This is a genomic window from Pseudomonas sp. xss_4 (assembly GCF_043104125.1).
Classification (GTDB): Bacteria; Pseudomonadota; Gammaproteobacteria; order Pseudomonadales; family Pseudomonadaceae; genus Aquipseudomonas; species Aquipseudomonas parafulva_B.
The window spans coordinates 23,217-43,399 of the sequence record NZ_JBICKJ010000068.1 but is presented as its reverse complement, the minus strand read 5'-3'; the positions used below and the strand labels follow the sequence as shown (position 1 = coordinate 43,399).

19 protein-coding genes are annotated in these 20,183 nt (G+C 64.6%); 7 read left to right on the top strand and 12 right to left on the bottom strand.

Annotated features, from left to right (window positions below; all coding sequences use genetic code 11):
* Positions 1–218 precede the first annotated feature (218 nt).
* Both dcd and ACF8GB_RS13190 read left to right on the top strand, forming a co-directional pair.
* Positions 219–785, top strand: a complete 567-nt coding sequence (dcd, locus tag ACF8GB_RS13195; RefSeq protein ID WP_023535255.1) for a dCTP deaminase — start codon at positions 219–221, stop codon at positions 783–785.
* Positions 786–880: 95 nt separating this feature from the next.
* A complete protein-coding gene (locus ACF8GB_RS13190; RefSeq protein ID WP_058606055.1) occupies positions 881–1,105 on the top strand; it encodes a hypothetical protein in 225 nt (74 codons plus the stop codon).
* 6 nt (positions 1,106–1,111) lie between these two features.
* On the opposite strand, the gene pdeM is transcribed toward ACF8GB_RS13190, so the two are convergent.
* From pdeM to ACF8GB_RS13155, 7 genes are all read right to left on the bottom strand, one after another.
* Entirely contained in the window at positions 1,112–1,765 is a 654-nt protein-coding gene (gene pdeM, locus ACF8GB_RS13185; protein WP_078478100.1) for a ligase-associated DNA damage response endonuclease PdeM, read from the bottom strand.
* A 73-nt stretch (positions 1,766–1,838) separates the two neighbouring features.
* The gene (locus ACF8GB_RS13180) at positions 1,839–4,283 is read right to left on the bottom strand and encodes a ligase-associated DNA damage response DEXH box helicase (protein WP_392527150.1); all 2,445 of its coding nucleotides are present in this window, start codon (positions 4,281–4,283) and stop codon (positions 1,839–1,841) included.
* Positions 4,284–4,348: 65 nt separating this feature from the next.
* Positions 4,349–5,464 carry a succinylglutamate desuccinylase/aspartoacylase family protein gene (locus ACF8GB_RS13175; RefSeq protein WP_145256615.1) on the bottom strand — a complete coding sequence of 372 codons (1,116 nt, stop codon included), beginning with the start codon at positions 5,462–5,464 and terminating at the stop codon, positions 4,349–4,351.
* Between the two features lie 117 nt (positions 5,465–5,581).
* Positions 5,582–7,240 (bottom strand): ATP-dependent DNA ligase, encoded by a 1,659-nt coding sequence (locus tag ACF8GB_RS13170; RefSeq protein ID WP_392527149.1) that lies wholly within the window; start codon positions 7,238–7,240, stop codon positions 5,582–5,584.
* Complete coding sequence (locus ACF8GB_RS13165; protein WP_392527148.1) at positions 7,237–8,253, bottom strand: ligase-associated DNA damage response exonuclease; 1,017 nt, start codon at positions 8,251–8,253, stop codon at positions 7,237–7,239. Before ACF8GB_RS13165 ends, ACF8GB_RS13170 begins: the two co-directional genes overlap by 4 nt.
* A 114-nt stretch (positions 8,254–8,367) precedes the next feature.
* Positions 8,368–10,809: a penicillin acylase family protein gene (locus ACF8GB_RS13160; protein WP_392527147.1), complete on the bottom strand. Its 2,442-nt coding sequence runs from the start codon at positions 10,807–10,809 to the stop codon at positions 8,368–8,370.
* Positions 10,810–10,999: 190 nt separating this feature from the next.
* Complete coding sequence (locus tag ACF8GB_RS13155; protein WP_392527146.1) at positions 11,000–12,340, bottom strand: PLP-dependent aminotransferase family protein; 1,341 nt, start codon at positions 12,338–12,340, stop codon at positions 11,000–11,002.
* Between the two features lie 131 nt (positions 12,341–12,471).
* Here ACF8GB_RS13155 and ACF8GB_RS13150 point away from each other — a divergent pair, with 131 nt between their 5' ends.
* Entirely contained in the window at positions 12,472–13,689 is a 1,218-nt protein-coding gene (locus ACF8GB_RS13150; RefSeq protein ID WP_392527145.1) for an MFS transporter, read from the top strand.
* Between the two features lie 37 nt (positions 13,690–13,726).
* On the opposite strand, the gene ACF8GB_RS13145 is transcribed toward ACF8GB_RS13150, so the two are convergent.
* From ACF8GB_RS13145 to ACF8GB_RS13130, 4 genes are read right to left on the bottom strand one after another with little or no spacing between them, the layout of a single operon-like run.
* Positions 13,727–13,924, bottom strand: coding sequence for an SEC-C metal-binding domain-containing protein (locus tag ACF8GB_RS13145; RefSeq protein WP_023535239.1), 198 nt, complete (start codon positions 13,922–13,924; stop codon positions 13,727–13,729).
* Between the two features lie 7 nt (positions 13,925–13,931).
* Positions 13,932–14,408 (bottom strand): LEA type 2 family protein, encoded by a 477-nt coding sequence (locus ACF8GB_RS13140; protein ID WP_078478105.1) that lies wholly within the window; start codon positions 14,406–14,408, stop codon positions 13,932–13,934.
* A 2-nt stretch (positions 14,409–14,410) separates the two neighbouring features.
* Positions 14,411–14,887: a YchJ family protein gene (locus ACF8GB_RS13135; protein ID WP_392527143.1), complete on the bottom strand. Its 477-nt coding sequence runs from the start codon at positions 14,885–14,887 to the stop codon at positions 14,411–14,413.
* Between the two features lie 2 nt (positions 14,888–14,889).
* On the bottom strand, positions 14,890–15,384 hold the full coding sequence (locus ACF8GB_RS13130) for a DUF6231 family protein (RefSeq protein ID WP_058637963.1): 495 nt from the start codon (positions 15,382–15,384) through the stop codon (positions 14,890–14,892).
* Positions 15,385–15,544: 160 nt separating this feature from the next.
* On the opposite strand from ACF8GB_RS13130, the gene ACF8GB_RS13125 reads away from it, so the two are divergent.
* The 3 genes from ACF8GB_RS13125 to ACF8GB_RS13115 all read left to right on the top strand — a co-directional run bounded on the left by ACF8GB_RS13125 (position 15,545) and on the right by ACF8GB_RS13115 (position 17,454).
* Positions 15,545–16,249, top strand: a complete 705-nt coding sequence (locus ACF8GB_RS13125) for an OmpA family protein (RefSeq protein ID WP_392527142.1) — start codon at positions 15,545–15,547, stop codon at positions 16,247–16,249.
* A gap of 178 nt (positions 16,250–16,427) precedes the next feature.
* Positions 16,428–16,703: a DUF1145 domain-containing protein gene (locus ACF8GB_RS13120; protein ID WP_058606062.1), complete on the top strand. Its 276-nt coding sequence runs from the start codon at positions 16,428–16,430 to the stop codon at positions 16,701–16,703.
* Positions 16,696–17,454: a collagen-like protein gene (locus ACF8GB_RS13115; RefSeq protein WP_392527141.1), complete on the top strand. Its 759-nt coding sequence runs from the start codon at positions 16,696–16,698 to the stop codon at positions 17,452–17,454. Before ACF8GB_RS13120 ends, ACF8GB_RS13115 begins: the two co-directional genes overlap by 8 nt.
* Before the next feature lie 15 nt (positions 17,455–17,469).
* On the opposite strand, the gene ACF8GB_RS13110 is transcribed toward ACF8GB_RS13115, so the two are convergent.
* Positions 17,470–17,934 carry a CopD family protein gene (locus ACF8GB_RS13110; RefSeq protein WP_058637966.1) on the bottom strand — a complete coding sequence of 155 codons (465 nt, stop codon included), beginning with the start codon at positions 17,932–17,934 and terminating at the stop codon, positions 17,470–17,472.
* Positions 17,935–18,032: 98 nt separating this feature from the next.
* On the opposite strand from ACF8GB_RS13110, the gene dinG reads away from it, so the two are divergent.
* On the top strand, positions 18,033–20,177 hold the full coding sequence (gene dinG / locus ACF8GB_RS13105) for an ATP-dependent DNA helicase DinG (RefSeq protein ID WP_023535209.1): 2,145 nt from the start codon (positions 18,033–18,035) through the stop codon (positions 20,175–20,177).
* Positions 20,178–20,183: the final 6 nt, after the last annotated feature.

Genomic DNA, 20,183 nt, shown 5'->3' with positions numbered 1-20,183 from the left:
GTGCAGCACAGTGGCAACACCTTACCCCACTTTGCCCAAGCTGCCAATGGCCAGACGCCGCTTTCCCCGAAAAGAGATCGACGGCGGCTGCAAGCCACGCCTCGCGGGCACTGTAGCCGCGGCGGGCGGCAAACGCTGGATGGAACTTTGAAGACCGCGCCGGGACCGGTAAGATGCGCGTCTATCTTTACCTTGCAGACTCTTCAGGACATCCCGCCATGAGCATCAAATCGGACAAGTGGATTCGCCGCATGGCGCAGGAACACGGCATGATCGAGCCGTTCGTGGAGCGCCAGGTGCGTGGCGAACAGGATAACCGGGTCATCTCTTTCGGCGTTTCAAGCTACGGCTACGACGTGCGCTGCGCCGACGAATTCAAGGTCTTCACCAATATCAACTCGGCCACCGTCGACCCGAAGAACTTCGATGCCGGCAGCTTCGTCGACATCAAGAGCGACGTGTGCATCATCCCGCCCAACTCCTTTGCACTGGCGCGCACCGTGGAGTACTTCCGCATCCCGCGCGACGTGCTGACCATCTGCCTGGGCAAGAGCACCTATGCGCGTTGCGGCATCATCGTCAACGTGACCCCGCTCGAGCCCGAATGGGAAGGCCACGTGACGCTGGAGTTCTCCAACACCACCACGTTGCCGGCCAAGATCTACGCCAACGAAGGGGTGGCGCAGATGCTGTTCCTGCAATCGGACGAGCCTTGTGAAGTGTCCTACCGGGACCGCGGCGGCAAGTACCAGGGCCAACGTGGCGTCACCCTGCCACGCACCTGACCGACAGGCGTCGGGAATTTCATCGGCTTTTGACGCTCCAAGTGGTAACCCTGCCGATTTGCATAAAGCGGGTCGGCTGTTGTCAGGAGGTGCCAATGAAACTCCACCCAACGATCAGTGCGAAGTTGGCTGGCTTGCAGCCCAATCACATCGGGCTGCTGTCCTGGTCGCTGTTGGCTGACCCATTGCCGCTGCATGCCGGCGGTGTGCCAGGGCAGCCTGACCCGGACACGCCGCAGCCTGGCCAGCCGGGTGATACGCCCATGGAGCCCGGCGAGCCCACCCTTCCCGATGAGCCGCCTCCAGCGCCTGTGGCCTGATTCATTTCATAGCGGCCACACCCGGCCGGCACCGGCCAGATAGACCTGGCTGGTGCCGGCGGGCTCGATCTCCCAACCGCCTGTGAATTCTCCGAAAGCTGGCAGCAGGCTGACTTTTTCGTCGATCAGAAAGCAAGGTAGGCGCAGCCGCTGGCGAGCCCTGCCGCGCAGCACGAAGACCGGGTGGACGTGCCCTGAAAGCACCGTGAGTGCCGGATGCGCCTTGGGTTCGTGTTGCAGGGCGAACGGCCCCACTACATAAGGTTCGTCTACCACGTCGATCCCCAGCTCAACAGGTGGATCGCCTGCGTTGCGGTCATGGTTGCCGCGTATCAGCACGATGCTCAACTCCGGATGACGCTCTCGCCAGGCTTGCACCCGGGCCAGCGTAGCCGGCGCCCGCGCAGTCCGGGCATGCAGGAAATCACCCAGTACGATCAGTTGCTCGCAGTCATGCTCGGCCAGCAGTGTGTCGAGCCGGGCCAACGTGGCTTCGGTAGTGCCTCTGGGAACGGGTTGGTGCAAGGCCCTGTAGCTCGCCGCCTTGCCGATGTGCACATCGGCCAGCAGCAACGTCTTGCGGGCTGGCCAATACACGGCTTTGTCCGGCAGCAGCCAGAGTTTCTGCCCGGCCAGTTCGATGGCGCAATGTGTCGTCATGTGGGGATCGCCAGGCCGTCGATGGCCAGCGATATGACCGCTACCCCATGAATGCGTCTGATCGTTATCTGGTTCAACCTGCAATGCTCTCCAATTCCGCTACCATCCGCGCGATGCGGTCTGCCAGTTTTTCCGTGCTGAGGGTTTCACGCAGCCCTTCGACCAGTAGCGCGAACGCCAGCGGCCCGGTGCGCTCCATCACACGCAAGTCCAGCCTGAGGTCGGTCAGTTTCAGCAACTGGGCCCGAAGCCGATCGATTTCCAACTCCTCGCTAAGTACCTCATCACGTGCCTGGCCCAGCAGCAGGTTGCCTGCGTCGTGCTTGCGGAACACCTCGTAGAACAACCCGCTCGAGGCCTGGATCTGGCGCATGCTCTTTTGCGCCGCAGGATAGCCACCGAACACCAGCCCAGCGATCTGGGCGATTTCCCGGAACCGGCGCAGCGCCATTTCTCCGGCATTGAGGCTGGCAAGCACATCCTCCAGGAGATCCTCGGTACTCAACGCACGGGGCAGGTAGCTGGCCCACTCCACCGGCCCAGGGCTTAGCAGCTCGAAGCCGTAGTCGTTGACGGCGATGGAAACCGACAGCGGTTGCTCACGGCTGACACGCCAGGCGATCAGGTTGGCCAACCCCATGTTGGCCATGCGCCCGGCAAACGGGTACACGAACAGGTGCCAGCCCTGCCTGGATTTGAATGTCTCTGCCAGCAGCGTCCCTATCGTCGGCAGCGCCGACCACTGGGCTTGTACCGTGAGCAACGGCCTTACTGCGCGCATTTCAGGGCTGTCGAAGCGACCGTGCGCTGCGGCGTCAAGTTGCTGGACCACAGCGTCTGCCAGTTCGCTGGAAAGCGGCATGCGCCCGCCGTTCCAGCGGGCCACCGCCGCCTTGCGCGCATTGCTGCGGCGCACATAGGCGGTCATGTTTTCCACGCGAACCAGCTCCAGCACGCGGCCGGCGAAGACGAATGTGTCCCCGGGCCTCAAGCGTGAGATGAACGCTTCTTCCACGCTGCCCAGGTGCTTGCCGCCACCGCCTTTGCTCCAGTACTTCAGGTGCAGCGAGGCGTCACTGACGATGGTGCCGATGCCCATGCGATGGCGGCGCGCCAGGCGCTCACTGGCGACCCGGTATAAGCCGTCTGGGTGCATTTCAACACGTTGATAATCGGGGTAGGCGCTGAGCGAGCTGCCGCCATGGCAAACGAAGTCCAGTGCCCATTGCCACTGGCTGTCACGCAGGTCGGCGAAGGCCCAGGTGCTGCGCACTTCAGCGAGCAGTTGCTGCGGCTCGAACCCGCTGCCCAGGGCCATGCTGACCAGGTGCTGGACCAGTACATCCATGCACAGGCGCGGTGACCGGCGTCCCTCCAGGTGGCCGGCCGCCAGGGCCTGGCGCATGGCGGCGGCTTCCACCAGCTCCAGGCTGTGGGTGGGCACCAGGGTGATACGCGAGCGCCGTCCAGGCGCATGCCCGGAGCGTCCTGCGCGCTGCATCAACCGGGCGATTCCTTTGGCCGAACCGATCTGCAGGACGCGCTCGACCGGCAGAAAGTCCACGCCCAGGTCCAGGCTCGATGTACAGACGACGGCTTTGAGCGTGCCCTCCTTGAGGCTGCGTTCGACCCAGTCGCGGGTGTCACGTGCCAGGCTGGCGTGATGTAGCGCGATCAGGCCCGCCCAGTCGGGGCGCTCTTCGAGCAGGGCCTGGTACCAGAGCTCGGCCTGCGCCCGGGTGTTGGTGAACACCAGGCAACTGCTGCTGGCGTCGATTTCCCGGCTCACCTGCTTCAACATCTTCAGGCCGATGTGCCCTGCCCATGGGAAGCGCTCGATGTGCTCAGGCACCAGGGTATCGACCTGCAGCACCTTGTCCTGGCGCCCGCGGACCAGCTGACCACCTTGGGGCAGCAACACGTCCAAGGCATGCTGCAGGTTGCCGAGGGTGGCCGACAGCCCCCAGGTCGGCAGGCCAGGGTGCCAACGCCGAAGGCGGGCCAACGCCAGTTGCAGCTGAACCCCCCGCTTGTTGCCGAGCAGTTCGTGCCACTCATCCACCACCACCATGCGCAGCGTCGCGAAGTCATTGCTGGCCTGTGCCCTTGTCAGTAGCAGGGTCAGGCTTTCAGGTGTGGTGACCAGCACGCTGGGCATGCGCCGGGCCTGGCGTGCGCGCTCGGCGCTGCCGGTATCGCCGCTGCGCACGCCAACGCTCCAGGGCAAGCCCATCTCGTCGATGGGCGCCTGCAGCGCTCGTGCCGTATCGGCGGCCAGGGCGCGCATGGGGGTGATCCAGATGACCTGGAGCGGCGCCGCGTGGCGCCCCTGGGCCTGGGCCTTGAACGCCCGCAGTGCCGCCAGCCAGACCGCATACGTCTTGCCAGCGCCAGTGTTGGCATAGAGCAGGCCCGACTCCCCACGCTCGACGGCGGCCCACACCTTGCGCTGGAAAGCGAACGGCTTCCAGCCGCGTTGAGCGAACCAGGCATTGGCAAGATCGGTGGCGGTGGGCATCAAGCGGGCAGTCCCTCGAAGGCTGTGCTTCTAGAGACCACCGCTGCAAGGCATTGGTTTACTTGTCAGTTGGCCAACAGATTGCCGCTGCGGCACACCTGCTCGCCGGCAACATGGGCGATCACCATGCCTGCCGTGGCCATGCGCCGCACGCTGCGCGCATACAGCAGGCCAGGCTGGCTGTTGCGCAAGGGCATGACGCGATCACTGAGCGGGTCGATGACCTCGGCAATCAGTTGCCCTGCCTCCAGGTACTGACCTGGCTTGGCGTGGTAAACCAGCAACCCGCCCGCAGCGGCCGTGATCGGCTCCACGGCAGCCAGTGGCGTGGCTGGCCAGCGCAAGGGCGGCAGGGCAGGGGCATGGCCCTGTATCACGCCGGCATGGGTCAGGAAGTCGAGAATGGCCTGGCAGTCCTGGCGCGCCAAGTCGTGGCTCACATCCGCCTGGCCGCGCAATTCGAGGGTGACTGAACACGTGCCCGCCGGGATGGGGAAGCGTTTGCCAAAGCGCTGTTGCAGTTGCCACCACAGCAGGCTGAAGCACTCGTCGAAAGACTGCCCGCCCGAATCGGTCGCCAACAGACTGGCCTGGGCACCCAGGTAACGGGCCAAGGGCTCGAACTGCGGCCAGGCGTCCGGGGTGGTATAGAGATGTTCGACAGCGTCGAAGTCGCAGTGCAGGTCCAGGACCAGGTCGGCATCGCACGCCAGGCGCTGCAGGATCAGGCGCTGCGCTTGCAGTGGAGTACGCGCCGGATGAGCATCCAGGCCGCGGCGCAGGTATTCGCGGATCAGGGCCTGATTGTGGAGCGGGTCTTGGGTCAGGTGGGCCTCGACCTGATCACCGATGCTGTCTGACAGGTCGACGAAATTGCGGTTGAAGTTCTCGCCACTTTGCAACTCGAACCGGCCCAGCGGGGCGTCGAGCAGCACCTGCTCAAGGCCTACCGGGTTGGCAACCGGCACCAGGATGACCTCGCACTGCAGGCGGCCTTGCTGGTCCAGTTCCAGCAAGTGGCGCTTGAGGTGCCAGGCCACTAGCATGCCGGGCAATTCGTCAGCATGCAGCGAGGCCTGGATGTACACCTTGCGGCCACCGCGTGGCCCGAAGTGGAAGCTGTGCAGTTGGCGGGTTACCCCCGGAACAGGGGAGAGGATGTCGTGGGTCGAGTGGTGCATGATGGTCCTGAATACGGGGCTGGAACGGTCTGGAGCACGGGCTGAGCCTTCAGATGAAAGCACAATTTCGCTGCCAGCGCCTCACGCCAGCCCCTCACAGCTGCCTGTGATCCCTGATCAGGCCAGCAAGGCCTGTAAGGTCGCCAGGTCGTCGGCCTCCTCGACAGGCTTGTCCAGGCGCCAGCGCAACATGCGTGGAAAGCGCACGGCGATGCCGCTCTTGTGGCGCTTGGACAGAGCAATGCCTTCAAAGCCCAACTCGAACACCAGCGTGGGCGTTACGCTGCGCACGGGGCCGAAGGTTTCCTGGGTGGTCTTGCGCACGATGGCATCGACCTTGCGCATCTCCTCGTCGGTCAGGCCGGAATAGGCCTTGGCGAAGGGGATCAACGTGCGGTCCGGGGTGCCGGCAGGGCCGTCCCAGACTGCGAAGGTGTAGTCGCTGTACAGGCTGGCGCGCCGTCCGTGGCCACGCTGGGCGTAGATCAGCACGGCGTCGACGCTGAACGGATCGATCTTCCACTTCCACCAGGTGCCCATGTCCTTGGTGCGGCCAACGCCATACAGTGCCTCGCGCTGCTTGAGCATCATGCCTTCCACGCCCAGGCTGCGTGACTGCTCCCGCTGCCGGGCAAGGTCCGCCCAGTCGGGCCCTTGCAGCAGCGGGGAGAGCAGCACAGGCGCAAGTGGGCAGGCTTCAAGCACACGTTCGAGCTGCGCGCGCCGCTCATGCTGCGGGCGACTGCGCCAGTCCTCGCCTTGCCATTCCAGCAAGTCATAGGCCTGCAACACCACTGGGGCATCACTCAACAGTTTCTTGCCCAAGGTCTTGCGACCCAGGCGTTGCTGCAGCAGGGCGAAGGGCTGAACGGACGCCTCTGCCTTGGCATCGCTCGCTTTCCAGACCAGGATCTCGCCATCGAGCACCACGCCATCGGGCAGGGTCTGGGCCAGGCTCTGCAACTCGGGAAAACGTTCGGTGACCAGCTCCTCACCGCGCGACCATACCCACAGCTGCCCGTCGCGCTTGACCACCTGTGCCCGGATGCCATCCCACTTCCATTCGATTTGCCACGCGCTGGGCGGCCCGAGCAGCGTATCGAACTGTTCGACCGGGGCCTGTAGGGGGTGCGCGAGAAAGAAGGGATAGGGCTGCCCGCCACGCTGACTATGCTCGTCGGCAGATTCGGGCGCTATCAGTTGAAGGTAGCGCTCGGCGGTTGGCCGGTGGCTGATGTCGGTATACCCGACCAACCGCTGGGCTACCCGTTTGGCGTCCAGCTCCGCCAACTGAGCCAGGGCGCGTGTGACCAGCAGTTTCGATACGCCGACGCGGAAACTGCCGGTGATCAGCTTCAGGCACAGCATCAGGCTGGGGCGATCCAGCCGTGCCCACAGAGGTGGCAGACGTTGCTGAAGTTCCTCCGGGGGCAGGCCGCGCAACGGCAGCAGGTAGGTTTCGACCCAATGCGCCAGACTTTCGTCATCGCCCTGCTGGGTGTCGGGCAGCAACAGCGAAATGGTCTCGGCCAGATCGCCCACCGCCTGGTAGCTTTCCTCGAACAGCCAGTCCGGCAACCCTGCCATCGCGCCGGCCAGTTCGCGCAATACTCGGGTGGGCACCAGTTGACGCGGGCGCCCACCCGCCAGGAAATACACGGCCCAGGCGGCGTCGTGGGCCGGTGCGCTGGCGAAGTATTCACGCAGGGCCTGAAGCTTGGCATTGCTGGAGGTGGTGCCATCGAGGCGCAAGTACAATTCGGCAAAGGCTTTCATGCGCCCTTCTCCCCGGCTGCGGCGTCATCTTCCTCACCGTATTCGGTGACGAATGCGCGGGCGTCGAGCCCCTGTTCATTCAGGTAGCGCACCAGCACGCCTACCGACCCGTGGGTGACCATGACCCGTTCGGCGCCCGTCTGGCCGATGGCCCACAGCAGCCCAGGCCAATCGGCGTGGTCCGAGAGCACGAAGCCTTTGTCCACACCGCGTCTGCGCCGGGTGCCGCGCAGCAGCATCCAGCCACTGGCGAACGCGTCGCTGTAATCGCCGAAGCGCCGCATCCAGCTGCTGCCCCCAGCGGACGGCGGGGCCATCACCAGGGCCGTGCGCAACAGCGGGTCGTTGCGTGCAATGTCGCCGGCATAGCGGGTTTCGGGCAGGTACACCCCCGCTTCGCGATACACCCTGTTCAGCGGCTCGACGGCACCGTGCACCAGGATCGCGCCAATGCTGGGGTCCAGGCCATGCAGGATGCGCTGCGCCTTGCCGAAGGCGTAGCAGAACAGCACGCTGGCCTTGCCCTGTTCGCTGTTGGCCCGCCACCAGGCATTGATGCCGGCGAACACATCCGCCTGGGTCGGCCAGCGGTAGATGGGCAGGCCAAACGTCGATTCGGTGATGAAGGTATGGCAGCGCACTGGTTCGAAGGGCGCGCAGGTGCCGTCTGGCTCGACCTTGTAGTCGCCCGAGGCCACCCAGACCTCGCCCTGGTATTCCAGGCGCACCTGTGCCGATCCCAGCACATGCCCGGCAGGGTGCAGGCTCAGGGTCACGCCGTGGTGCAACAGCCGCTCGCCGTAAGGCAGGGTCTGCAAGTTGATGTCCATGCCCAGGCGGCTGCGCAGGATACCGGCGCCGGGGTCTGCGGTGAGGTAGTGGCGATTGCCGGAACGCGAGTGGTCACCGTGGCCGTGGGTGATCACGGCGCGGTCTACCGGCCGCCAGGGATCGATGTAGAAATCGCCGGGCGGACAGTACAGGCCTTCGGGTCGAGCGATGACGAGGTCCATGGCACACGCACTGGTAGGGAGTTACCAGTTAGGAGCCGCAGCGGCCAAGGGAAGTTCGACCGGTGGTCTGTTCATCCCTTGACCGTCGCAGCTGCTGCACGCCGCGGACCTTTTCTACTTGCCCGGTACCAGGGTCAGGCGCTGGGTGCCATAGGCACGTGCGAAGTGCTGGGGCGCAAGCGGCATGACCGCGAAGCGGCCCTTGAACCAGGCATCGAGGCCATCTCCATGATGCGGGCTGGCCGGGTTGCCGGACTGGCCGCTGCTGGTCAGCACCTGCAGGGGTTCAGCCTGGCTGAAGTCCACGATCAGCCGCGCCGATGCCGGCAGGCGGGTGACGAAGTCGCCTCCCCAGGCGTAGGGGGTAAAGGCGAGCGTGCTGAAGTCGCCGCCTGCAGGCTGTGCAGGACGGCCGATGGCATCACCCAGCCCGTGGTAGGCCGGTGCAGGCCATTGGTATTGGTGCAGTTTGCCCCATTGCCAGGCGCTGCGATCGGCGCCCAGTTGGGCGATGCCCGTGTCCATTGCCGCAACCAGGCTGCGGGCCAGGATGGCGGGTTTGTCTTCCTTCTGGGGCGTACCGCGGTCGTCCCAGAACGGGCTGTCATCCCGGCCCAGCAGGTGATCGGCCTGTGCCGAGAACGACAGGCGTGCATTGCTCACGAATGCCTGCCAGGCCGCCCCGGACTCCGGCCCCAGTTCATCGAGGAACGTCTGACGGGCGGCGGCCTGGAGGAACAGGGCGTACAGCGCAGCATCGGACGACACCGGGCTCAAGCGGCCATCGAATGCCTTGAGCCTGGCCAGCGCCGTACGGGCCTTGTCGCGCTGATCGGCGGGCAAGGCATTGATGGCCTGCTGCAGCGGGCCTGCCATGCCTGGCGCGTCGAACATCTGCTTGAGCTTGCCGGCCAACAAGGTGACCTGATCGTTCTGCAACGCCATCAGGCTACGGCCATCAAGGCGGCCATTGCCAGCGAGTTGGCCCAGGCGCTCGGCACGCTCCGGGTAGTACCAGCTGCTCGACAGCTGCATGCCGTAGCCGCGCGGCAGGCTGCGCTGGTTGGCGTGGCCGATCCAGCCAGCAGTCGGGTCCTGGTCGTACGGGTGCAGCATGGGGTCGGCATAGCCATCCCAGTCATAGCGCCCATCCCATCCCGGCGAAGGCAACAGGCCTTGGCCTTCTCGGCGGTTGGGGTAGCGCCCGCTCACCTGCCAGCCAATGTGCGAAGGTTCGGCAAAGACGAAGTTCAGCGCAGCAGCCGTGACATCACGGGTGCTGTCGAACGCGCGCTCCACGGTCTTGGCACGGGTCAGGTCGAACAGTGCATCAAGGCTGCGATCACCTTTGAACTGCGGCAAGTTCAGGGCAATGCCCAGGCTGGCATTGCCTGGCTGGCCGAGTAGCGTGCCATGACGCGTGTCATGCATCACTTCGCGCTGTGGGCGCTCGCCGCGCACCAGGAAGGTCTCGGTGTGTGCCCTGGCTGCAACCCATTTGCCGTCCGCCAGGTAACTGACCTGGTTGCCTTGGTGGCGCAGCTTTTCCAGGAACAGGTCCTGGTTGTCGGCCATCACCGCGCTGCTGGTCCATCCCAGCTGGCCGTTGTAGCCAGCCAGCACGATCGGCAGGCCCGGCAGCGACAGGCCGGCCACCTGGTACTTGCTGGTGTGGATCTGTACCGGGCTCAGCGCCCAGACTGCACGGCTGTCGCTGGCCAGCAGGCTCTTGCCGCTGCGGCTGCGTTGCGGGCCGATGGCCAGGTTGGTTGAACCGGGGCTGCCCAGCAGGTCAAGGCCGACCAGTTTCTGGCTGGCAGCTGCCAGGGCAGACAACCCCGGCAACTGACTGGCAAGGTCCAGGCCCTTGAGCTTGGCTGCTTCGCCTTCGGCCAGCGGTTCGTCGGCGGCGCCGGGCAGCAGCCAGGCCAGCTTGTCACTGCCGACTTTCTGCGCCAGGGTCAAGGCGCTGATCTCTTCTTGCAGGTTGACCGACTGGCTGAAGGCATACAACGCGAATATCAGCGCGGAGTCTTCAGGCTTCCAGTATTCGGGGCGGTAGCCGCTGTTGGCCAGGTCCGCCGGCAGCTTGTCGCGGTAGCGGAACAGGTAGGCGTTGACCCCGCGCGCATAGACGTCGAAGAAGCGCTTGAGCCGTGGCGATGCGTCGGCGTACAGCTGTGCCGCGCTTTGCTTGAGGTTGGCGGCGCGCATCAAACGGTCGATATCCAGTGCATCGCGGCCGGCCACTTCAGCCAGCCGCCCCTGGGCCAGCAACCGCATGGCAACCATCTGCTCGATCCGATCCCCGGCATGCACGTAGCCCAAGGTGAACAGCGCATCATGGAATGTGCTGCTCTCGATCAGCGGAGCGCCCATGGCATTGCGCCTGACCGACACGTTCTGGGCCAGGCCCTTGAGCGGCTGCACGCCGCTGGCCGGCGGCAGGCTGTCCTGTTGGGCAGTGGTCTGGCAACCGGCCAGGCCAAGTGAACCGAGCAGCAGGGCAGCCGTTGCAGCGCGCGGGCGGAAAAAGAAAAGGGCGGGGGCGGCCATGGCAAGGCTCCTGCAAGGCGTAGCGGGGATGGAAAGGCGCTAAGGTAGTGAGCAGGCCGCCTGGGTGCAAGGCCTGCCCTGGCTTTATTTCGGCACATCGGCCCAGCGCTGGATGAGTGGCAAGACCCTGTCGGCCATTTGCCAATCCCCGGCCGTGACGCCGGGGTATCCAGGGGCGCGTTGCAGCGGGTCAAACTTCGAAATGCACAGCCATGGCGTCTGAAAAGTGCGTGCAGTTGATGCGGGTGTACCGAACGTAGTTGCGCGTGATCGCAAAGGATTCGCCAGGCATCAGTAGTACATCGTGCTGTTCGAGTTGGCGCAAGAAAGGATGCAGGTTGGCAATATCGGGGTGATGGACCCACAGGAACATGCCGCCGTGCGGCGTGATGTCGAAGCGCCAGCCACGGTCTGTCAGCGTGCGCTGGGTCTGAACCTGCTGTCGAATCAGGCGTTGCTGCAAGTCGCTCATGTGCCTGGCGTAGGTGCCGTCGGTGAGGATCGTATTGACGAAGCGCTCGCAGAATGCAGGCACGGCCACGCAGGTGAGCAGTTTCAGGCGCATGAGCGGTTCGACCAGTGCAGCCGGGCAGGCGATGTAACCCACGCGCAGGGAGGCGGACAGGCACTTGGAGAAGCTGCCGATATAGATGACCTGCTGCAGGTTATCCAAGCCGGCGAAGGTCTGGCGCACACCCGGGCTGAAGTCGCCGTACACGTCGTCTTCGACGACGTAGAAGCCGTGTTCGATCGCCAGTCTCAGCACGCCGAAGGCGTTGTGCGGGCTGACGTTGCTACCGGTGGGGTTGTGGAATGTGCTGTTGCAGAAGAAGACCTTGACCTTGTGCTGGGCCAGGTGCCGCTGCATGTCTTCAAGGTCGGGACCGTCTTGCAGCCGACGGATGCCGACCACGTGCCCCCCGGCCAGCTCGATCAGCTTGACCAGGTTGCCGTTGCAAGGCTCGTCAACGAACACGTGATCGCCAGGGGCGATCAGCAGGCGGGCCACCAGGTCCAGGGCCTGGGTGGCGCCCAAGGTGCTGATTAATTGCTGCGGGCCTACATCGATCTGGGTCATGCGCCGCAGGTGCACGCACAACTGCTTGCGCATGGGCAGGTAACCCTGGATGTCGCCATAGTCGGCCAGTGAGCTTTGCTCCAGGCGCGCCGTACGCCGCACGGCCTTGGCCAGCAGCTCGGTGTCGCGCCAGGCAGGGGGCAGCCAGCCGCAGCCGAGCTTGGTGTAGTGCTGGCCGCCTTGCAGCAGCTTGAACAGCGCGTCCCCGGCCATATGCCTGGGCGCCTCGTCCTTGGCTGGCGGCCGAGTGGTACCGGCCACGAAGTAGCCACGCCCTGGCACGGCCGTCAACAACCCTTCACTGACCAGGCGCCCATAGCTGGACACGACCTCGTGATAGGTCGCACCCGTACTCGCCGTGAGCTTGCGAATCGATGGCATGCGTTGCCCGGGCAGCCATTCGCTGGTAGCAAGACGCTGCCGGAGTTGATGGAGGAGAGTGTCAGCACGCATCGACTGGCCCGTCAGTGTTAGAAAAAACAGCCTAACAGTTAGCTGGAAACCGCGTCGACTGTTCGCCCGTGGTCAGCCGATCAGTGAGAAGCTTTGGCGCATTCATTTACTGCGCCTTCAGCGAGCACGCCATGAGCGAAACCCTGCCAGCACGCACCTACCTGTATTTCATCGCACAATCGGTCAACCTCACCACGGCTGTGATGTCCGTGACCATGGCAGCCCTTGTCGGTGCTGCCCTGGCACCCGATCCTGCGTGGGCGACGGTGCCCTACGGGTTTCAGTTTCTCTGCGTGATGCTGGCGACTTACCCGGTGTCGTGGCTGATGGAGCGCATCGGTCGTCGCCGCGCATTCATGCTGGGGGCTCTGCCCTTGGCCGTATCCGGCGTCAGCGGGTTCCTGGCCGTGCAGCACCAGCACTTTTTCGCCTTGATATTCAGCCACTGTGCCTTGGGGGTGTACATCGCGTTCGCCAACTTCAACCGGTTTGCCGCTACCGACAACCTGACACAACACCTCAAGGCGCGGGCGCTTTCACTGGTGGTGGCAGGCGGCGTGATCGCGGCCGTGGCGGGGCCGGCCTTGACCGGGTGGCTCAGGGATGTGGGCGGGTATCCACTGTTCTCGCTGTGCTATGCCGCCTTTATTGGTCTGGCGCTCGTGTCGTGGTTGATAGCCCTGTGCTTGCCCAAGGAGATGCCGGTGAATCGCCCGCAGCAGGGCCTGCAAGCGTCCGAGACGGTGCGACCTGCGCCACGCAGGGTGTTGGTGTTGGCAATGAGCGTGGCGGCGCTTGGATACGGCATCATGAACCTGTTGATGATCCAGGCTTCGCTGCACATGAAAGGTATGCACCAGGACTTCGCCGACGTGCGCATGGCCATCCAGTGGCATGTCGTGGCGATGTTTGCGCCGTCGTTCTTCACAGGCAGCATCATTCAACGATTGGGCATCAAGGTAACGATCTGCGCAGGGTTGGGCCTGTTCGTGGTGAGCACGGCCTTGAACATGGGGTCCAGCAGTTATGCAGTGATGACCGCGGCCCTGATCGCCCTGGGCCTGGGTTGGAACCTGACCTATGTGGGCGGGGGCGCGCTGCTGGCGCAGGCATTGCAGGACAGCCCGTGCGCGATGCGCCTGCAGGGCAAGAATGACCTGGCCATTGCCGTGTGTGCCACGCTCGGGGCCTTTACGCCTTCCTTGTTACTGGACACGGCAGGCTGGAAGGGCACCAACGGTCTGTGCATGGTGCTGTGCCTGGGGCTGTTGCTGGCCACCGCGCTACGGTTGCCAGCCAAGCCGGGCACCTCGGCGCCCAAGCTGCAGACCGCGCCGCGCCCGCGCTAACGGACAGGCGCGGTGCCGTCGAACGGCGGGGCGGCGGTCAGGCGCCGTGGCACTTCTTGAATTTCTTCTCGCTGCCGCACGGGCACGGGTCGTTGCGGCCAACATCCTTGAGGGCGTTGCGCACCGGCTCCTGGTGACCGTGGTTGCAGTGCGGCCCATGGACATGGCCGTGATCATGGTGATGATCGTGGTCGTGGTCGCAGTCAGGGCCGTGAACGTGAGGCTGTTGGGACATTGCAGGGTTACTCCAGGTAATGATCGCCGGGCATTATCTCACCACCGCGCAACAAGTGCAGGTTCCGATGGATCAACAGGCCGGTGCGCAGTTCGGCCTTGAGCGTGTATTTCAAAGGCTGGTGGCTCTTGAGCATCTTGGCCAGTGGCTTGAGGCGCTGCCACAGGTTGGTACGGGCGGTGATCTTGAAGGTGCGCTGGTCGTGTCCGCCAACGCTGCGCCACAGGCTGGCTTCGTCCTCTGCCAGCAGCACATCGTTCAACCGCAGGGCATAGGACAGGTTGCGGATGAACAGGCGACTGTCGTTGGGGTTTTCCACCCGCACATGGAGCACGAATTCCTGTTGCAGCAGGCGGGCCTTGACCGTTTCCACCCTGACCAGGTGGATCTCCGGTTGCCGCCAGGGCTCACCGCCCCAACTGACGCAGCCGCCCAGAAGCATCACCAGCAAGGCAGGCAGCAGGACACGCAGGCGGGTCATCATGCTCAGCCACCCACATAGCTGGCGCAGCATTTCTTGAATTTCTGCCCGCTTTGGCAAGGGCAGGGATCGTTGCGCGTGGCGTTCAGGCCCACGGTGGGGTCGATGAAATACCAGCGGCCTTCGTGCTGCACGAAGGCCGAGCGTTCGCGGTGCTGATGATCGCCGTCCTGGTCATGCCAGCGGGCAGTGAAGGTCACGAAGCCGTGCTCGGGCTGGCCACCGATCAGCTCGGCGTCCTCCACCTCCAAGCCCAGCCAGGTGCTCTGGGCACTCCAGGCGGCCATGGCGGCGCGATCCAAGCCCGCCTGCTGGGCTGGCATGGTGGTCGCCACCAAGTAATCGACCAGCCCCAGCACATAGGCGCTGTAACGTGAGCGCATCAGCGCCTGGGCATCCGGTGCCGGCGTGCCGGCGTGGTAATGCCCGCAGCAGGCGTCGAGCAAGTTGCCACTGCCACATGGGCAGACCGAAACACTCATCATCACCACCAGTATTTGCCGAAGTTTTCAGGGTTGGCCCAGAACCGGGCGTTCAGCCAGTCAGGGACCTGCTTGTAGTCATGTAGATCATAGGTGAACAGGCTTAACACCTGCTGGTCGCGCTGAAACTTCTCGCTGGCCGACAGGGCCAGGGCGAAGAAGTCCGTGTCCTGCCAGCCGCAGGCCGTCAGGTCGGCCAGCACTGCGACTCGACTGGCGTTGAGATTGCGGATGCCACCAAGCAGTTCCAACCCGTTGCGCTTGGGCAGGTGCTCCAGGCAATCGACCAGAAGCGCCAGGTCGAAGCGCTGTGCTGCCAGTTCAGCCGGCAGCGGGCCCGGCGGTGCGCTCGCCAGGCTCGCCTCAGGGTGGGCCAGCAGGAAGGCATCAAGTGCCGGGAACCGCGTGCCCACCAGCAACAGGCGTTGCGGGGTGACGCGCTCGAGCAAGGCAGCGAGCGCCTGCTGCGGCGTGCGTTGGGAAAAACCGTCGGTCATTGCCAGTCCTCATCAAGATTAGCCAAGACTATCGGGCCAGCGCCTGTTGGCATAGGGCCGTGGCATGCGGTCATGGCAAATGGCTGGCAGGCTGAGCAAGCAGCGTCTTTACTGCCCTGATCGGCCACGATGCCGATTCCCCCTATAAAGAGGCTATGAAATGGGCATAGTACGCACAGCTGTACCCCTGGTTCTGCTCACCAGTGTGTTGACTGGTTGCGCGGGTTTGCAAAAGACCGACTGGCCCAAATGTGCGGCGGTCGGCGGTGTGGGCGGCGCGGCACTTGGCGCTATCGAAAGCTCGAGTTGGGCAGGCTGGGGTGCGCTGCTCGGGGGCGGCCTTGCGGCGGGGTATTGCTGGGCCCATGGGGATGGTGACGAAGACGGCGATGGTGTACCGGACAGCCGCGACAAGTGCCCAGGGACACCGCGAGGCGTACAGGTCGATGCCAACGGTTGCCCGCCGCCTGCGCCGCAGGCCGAGGCTGTTGTCGTCGAAGAAGTGGTGGTCGAGAAAGAAGAGGTGATTGTCATCCGCGACGTGCATTTCGAATTCGACTCTGCACGGCTGACCGCCGCCGACAAGCAGCGCCTCAATACCATCGCTACACGCCTGAAGCAGGAAGCGCCTTCGGCCCGCTTGAGCGTGAGCGGCCACACCGACAGCGTAGGCGCCGACAGCTACAACCAGAAACTCTCCGAGCGCCGTGCCCATTCGGTCACCGACTATCTGGTTGAAAGCGGCATCCCGCGCAACAGCTTCGTGTCTGTGGTCGGGGCTGGCGAATCCCAACCTGTGGCCGACAACGCCACCGCCGAGGGGCGTGCCATGAACCGTCGTACGGAAATCAAGATCCAACGGTGAGGCAATGGCGCCCGCGCACCGTTACAGCGCGGGCGCTCTGCAATCGCCTTGGGCGGTAATGGCCGGAGGACTAGACCTTGCCAAGCAGGATATGCGCTGGCGCGGTTCCCGACCGAGCAGTTACTGTGAAACGGTCGCGTTGGCCATCCCGGCAGTACGCCATACGGTGGGGCAGAGCATGAAATTCATCTTGAGCCTGGGCAAGCTCCTGACCATAGTCTTCTGGGGCGTAGTGCTGTACAACCAGATGGTGCCGCAACCTGTGCCGTTGAACCTGTTGATCAACGCCACGGGCTTGATGTTGGCGCTGCTGCACCTGCTCGAAATGCTGGTGTTCAATGCCAGTCTGCGCGGCCGTAGCCATCGCTGGTTCGACCGTCTGCAGATCCTGTTGACGGGCATTTTCCACATCATGTCCATCCCCCGCGCGCAAGAGGCGCCACGAAATGCGTAATCTGATGTTGTTCGCCCTGCTGGCCGCGCCGCTTGCGCAGGCACAGAACCTGGAAGTACCCGCCAATTCCATGCTGCGCCTGCCAACCAAGTCGGCCGAGGTGCACCTGGAGCAGCTCAGGGTGGCAGACGATGCCACCTTGCTGCTTCCCGCCACGCTCGCCTCGCTGACGGTCGATCGGCTGGAGCTGGGCCGTGATGCCCGTATCGCCGTGGCACCGGCCGATACCCCGCTCCTGATCGAGGCCGCCAGTGCCAGCCTGGGTGCTGGCAGTGAGTTCAGTGCGCCGGGCGCGCCTGGGACCTATGAACGTGCCGCGCGTTCAGGGCGCGGGCTTGACCTCAAGCTTGCCCAGCTAGAGGGCGAACAACTGTCCATCGATGCCCGCGGTGGCGCGGGTGCGCCAGGGTTCGCCGGGCTCGATGGCGCCAACGGCCAGGCCGGTGGCTGCACCTGGGGTCGTGCCAGCCGTGGTTTCAACGGGGATGATGGCGGCAATGGCCACGACGGTGCGCCGGGTGGTCGAATTCGCCTGAGCGTACCCGAGGCTTTCCCGGCCGATCGCATCAGGGTGCGCCTTGACGGGGGCGCGCCGGGTAAGCCTGGTGCCGCAGGCCAGGCGGGCAAGGGCGGTGCGAGCAAGGATTGCCTGGTCTACCGCACCTCGCCGGGCCACAGTGGCCGCGCCGGGCAACCGGGTCAGCCCGGCCTTGCCGGGGCTGCTGGCGAGCTGATCCTGCAGCGACTCTGAACGCTGCGGGTACGCTCAGAACATCAGGCGGGCACTGGCCACGGCGACCACGGCCAGGCCCAGCAGCAGGTTCACCCCCACCATCCGGCGGATGCGCCCCAGCACGGCCGCTGCCCCCGGCCAATCCTCGGCCTGGACCGCCGTTTTCATTTGCGCAAGCAGCAACGCCTGGATACGCATGAACAGGGCGAACATGACGATACCGCCCCCGATCATCACCTGGACATACCGCGGCGCGGTTTCGAAGCCATTGAAGCGCAGGTGGATCATGCCCACGCCGCTTATCGCCAAAATCGCCACGGCCACCCAGATCCAGCCGAAGAAGCGTCGGAAAACTTCCACCCATAACCGTAGCCTGGCAGGCCCGTCCAGCGCTGCAACCGTTGCCGGGCGCAGCACCATCCAGGCGAAGAACATGCCCCCCACCCAGACCAGGGCGGCCAGAACGTGCAGGGTGTAGGGCAGGGCAAAGGCAGTCATCCGGATCTCCATGCGGCATAAACAGCGTGAGCGGGGTATGATAGCCGCCCTATGCGCGATACTGAAAATATATCCAGCCCTTCGGGCGCCTGCACACCATGATCAGCACTGAACTCAAAGCCACCATCCAGGGTGCCTATACGCGATTTCTCGAAGCCAAGAGCCTCAAGCCGCGTTACGGCCAGCGCCTGATGATCGCCGAGGTAGCCAAGGTCCTCGGGGACATTCCCTGCGACGACGAAGGCCGCCGTGCCGGCGAGCCCGCCGTCGTGGCGGTGGAGGCGGGCACCGGTACCGGCAAGACGGTTGCCTACAGCCTGGCGGCCATTCCGGCGGCCAAGGCGGCAGGCAAGCGTCTGGTCATCGCCACTGCGACCGTGGCGCTGCAGGAGCAGATCGTCTTCAAGGACCTGCCTGACCTGATGCGCAACAGCGGGCTGAATTTCAGCTTTGCCCTGGCCAAGGGGCGGGGCCGCTACCTGTGCCTGTCCAAGCTCGACATCCTGGTCCAGGAAGGCCACGCCCAGACCTCCCAGGCGCAGTTGCTGGAGGAAGAAGGTTTTCGCATCGACGTGGACGAGCGCAGCCTGAAGCTGTTCAACAGCATGATCGAAAAGCTGGCCGGCAACCGTTGGGACGGTGATCGCGACAGTTGGCCAGACAGCCTCGAAGACGAGGACTGGGCACGGCTGACCACCGACCACAGCCAATGCACCGGCCGCCACTGTCCCAATTTCCAGCAGTGCGTGTTCTACAAGGCCCGTGAAGGCATGGGCAAGGTAGACGTAATCGTCACCAACCACGACATGGTGCTGGCCGACCTGGCGTTGGGCGGCGGTGCGGTGCTCCCGGCCCCCCGGGACACCATGTACGTGTTCGACGAAGGGCATCACCTGCCAGACAAAGCCATCGGCCACTTCGCCCATTATTCACGGTTGCGTTCAACCGCCGACTGGCTAGAGCAAACCGCCAAGAACCTGACCAAGCTGCTGGCCCAGCACCCCCTGCCGGGCGATCTGGGCAAGCTGATCGAACAGGTGCCCGAGCTTGCCCGCGAAATCCGCACCCAGCAGCAGTTCATGTTCACGCTCTGCGAGCAGGTGGCCGATTTTCGTCCAGGCGAAGACAACGAAGGGCGTGAACGCCCCCGCTACCGTTTTCCAGGTGGCGTGGTGCCCGATGAAATCCGCGAGGTCGGCGTCGAGCTGAAAAAAGGCTTTGCCCGCCTGAACGATGTGTTCACCCGCCTGACCGACCTGCTCAAGGAAGGCATGGGCGGCGAGGTCAGCATTGGCATCGCCAGCCACCAGGCCGAGGAGTGGTACCCGCTGTTCGGTAGCCTGCAGACCCGTGCCCAGGGCAACTGGGAATTGTGGACGGCGTTCACCGCCGAAGACCCCGAGGACAGTCCGCCCATGGCCCGCTGGCTGACCTTGGCCGAGAGTGGGGCACTGTTCGATATCGAGGTCAATGCCAGCCCCATTTTGGCGGCCGAGATGCTGCGGCGCAGCTTGTGGAACGTGGCACACGGCGCATTGGTCACTTCTGCGACCCTGACAGCGCTGGGCAAGTTCGACCGCTTCCGCATGCGTTCGGGGTTGCCCCGCGATGCGGTTTCCTGCGTGGTGCCCAGCCCGTTCGTGCACGGTGATGCAGGCCTGCTGCGGGTGCCCGACCTCAAGGCCGACCCCCGTGACGCCGCCGGCCACACCGCGGCCATCATTCGCGAGTTGCCGGGCATCGTCGAAGATGCCCGCGGCGCGCTGGTGTTGTTCTCGTCACGCAAGCAGATGCAGGACGTGTTCGATGGCCTGGACCGGGACTGGCGCAAGCTGGTGCTGATCCAGGGCAACTTGTCCAAGCAGGAAACCCTGAACAAGCACAAGGCCCGCGTCGACGACGGCCAGCACAGCGTGCTGTTCGGCCTGGCCAGCTTCGCCGAGGGCGTCGACTTGCCGGGGGCCTATTGCGAGCACGTGGTCATCGCCAAGATCCCGTTCGCCGTGCCTGACGACCCTGTCGAGGCGGCCTTGGCAGAGTGGATCGAAGCGCGAGGCGGCAATCCGTTCATGGAAATTGCCGTGCCTGATGCCTCGTTGCGCCTGATCCAGGCATGTGGCCGACTGTTGCGCACCGAGCAGGACCGCGGTGTCATCACCTTGCTGGACCGGCGCCTGGTCACCCAGCGCTACGGCAAGGCTATTCTCAATGCGCTGCCGCCATTTCGGCGGGAGATTTCCTGACGGCCG

Bases quoted from the DNA above. Each gene is read 5' to 3' on its own strand.
- ACF8GB_RS13190 (WP_058606055.1), top strand. From the start codon at position 881: ATGAAACTCCACCCAACGATCAGTGCGAAGTTGGCTGGCTTGCAGCCC.
- ACF8GB_RS13180 (WP_392527150.1), bottom strand. From the start codon at position 4,283: ATGCCCACCGCCACCGATCTTGCCAATGCCTGGTTCGCTCAACGCGGC.
- ACF8GB_RS13115 (WP_392527141.1), top strand. From the start codon at position 16,696: ATGCGTAATCTGATGTTGTTCGCCCTGCTGGCCGCGCCGCTTGCGCAG.
- ACF8GB_RS13155 (WP_392527146.1), bottom strand. From the start codon at position 12,340: ATGCGTGCTGACACTCTCCTCCATCAACTCCGGCAGCGTCTTGCTACC.
- ACF8GB_RS13110 (WP_058637966.1), bottom strand. From the start codon at position 17,934: ATGACTGCCTTTGCCCTGCCCTACACCCTGCACGTTCTGGCCGCCCTG.
- ACF8GB_RS13165 (WP_392527148.1), bottom strand. From the start codon at position 8,253: ATGGACCTCGTCATCGCTCGACCCGAAGGCCTGTACTGTCCGCCCGGC.
- ACF8GB_RS13140 (WP_078478105.1), bottom strand. From the start codon at position 14,408: ATGATGACCCGCCTGCGTGTCCTGCTGCCTGCCTTGCTGGTGATGCTT.
- ACF8GB_RS13130 (WP_058637963.1), bottom strand. From the start codon at position 15,384: ATGACCGACGGTTTTTCCCAACGCACGCCGCAGCAGGCGCTCGCTGCC.
- ACF8GB_RS13145 (WP_023535239.1), bottom strand. From the start codon at position 13,924: ATGTCCCAACAGCCTCACGTTCACGGCCCTGACTGCGACCACGACCAC.
- ACF8GB_RS13120 (WP_058606062.1), top strand. From the start codon at position 16,428: ATGAAATTCATCTTGAGCCTGGGCAAGCTCCTGACCATAGTCTTCTGG.
- dinG (WP_023535209.1), top strand. From the start codon at position 18,033: ATGATCAGCACTGAACTCAAAGCCACCATCCAGGGTGCCTATACGCGA.
- ACF8GB_RS13125 (WP_392527142.1), top strand. From the start codon at position 15,545: ATGGGCATAGTACGCACAGCTGTACCCCTGGTTCTGCTCACCAGTGTG.
- ACF8GB_RS13175 (WP_145256615.1), bottom strand. From the start codon at position 5,464: ATGCACCACTCGACCCACGACATCCTCTCCCCTGTTCCGGGGGTAACC.
- pdeM (WP_078478100.1), bottom strand. From the start codon at position 1,765: ATGACGACACATTGCGCCATCGAACTGGCCGGGCAGAAACTCTGGCTG.
- ACF8GB_RS13170 (WP_392527149.1), bottom strand. From the start codon at position 7,240: ATGAAAGCCTTTGCCGAATTGTACTTGCGCCTCGATGGCACCACCTCC.
- ACF8GB_RS13135 (WP_392527143.1), bottom strand. From the start codon at position 14,887: ATGAGTGTTTCGGTCTGCCCATGTGGCAGTGGCAACTTGCTCGACGCC.
- ACF8GB_RS13150 (WP_392527145.1), top strand. From the start codon at position 12,472: ATGAGCGAAACCCTGCCAGCACGCACCTACCTGTATTTCATCGCACAA.
- dcd (WP_023535255.1), top strand. From the start codon at position 219: ATGAGCATCAAATCGGACAAGTGGATTCGCCGCATGGCGCAGGAACAC.
- ACF8GB_RS13160 (WP_392527147.1), bottom strand. From the start codon at position 10,809: ATGGCCGCCCCCGCCCTTTTCTTTTTCCGCCCGCGCGCTGCAACGGCT.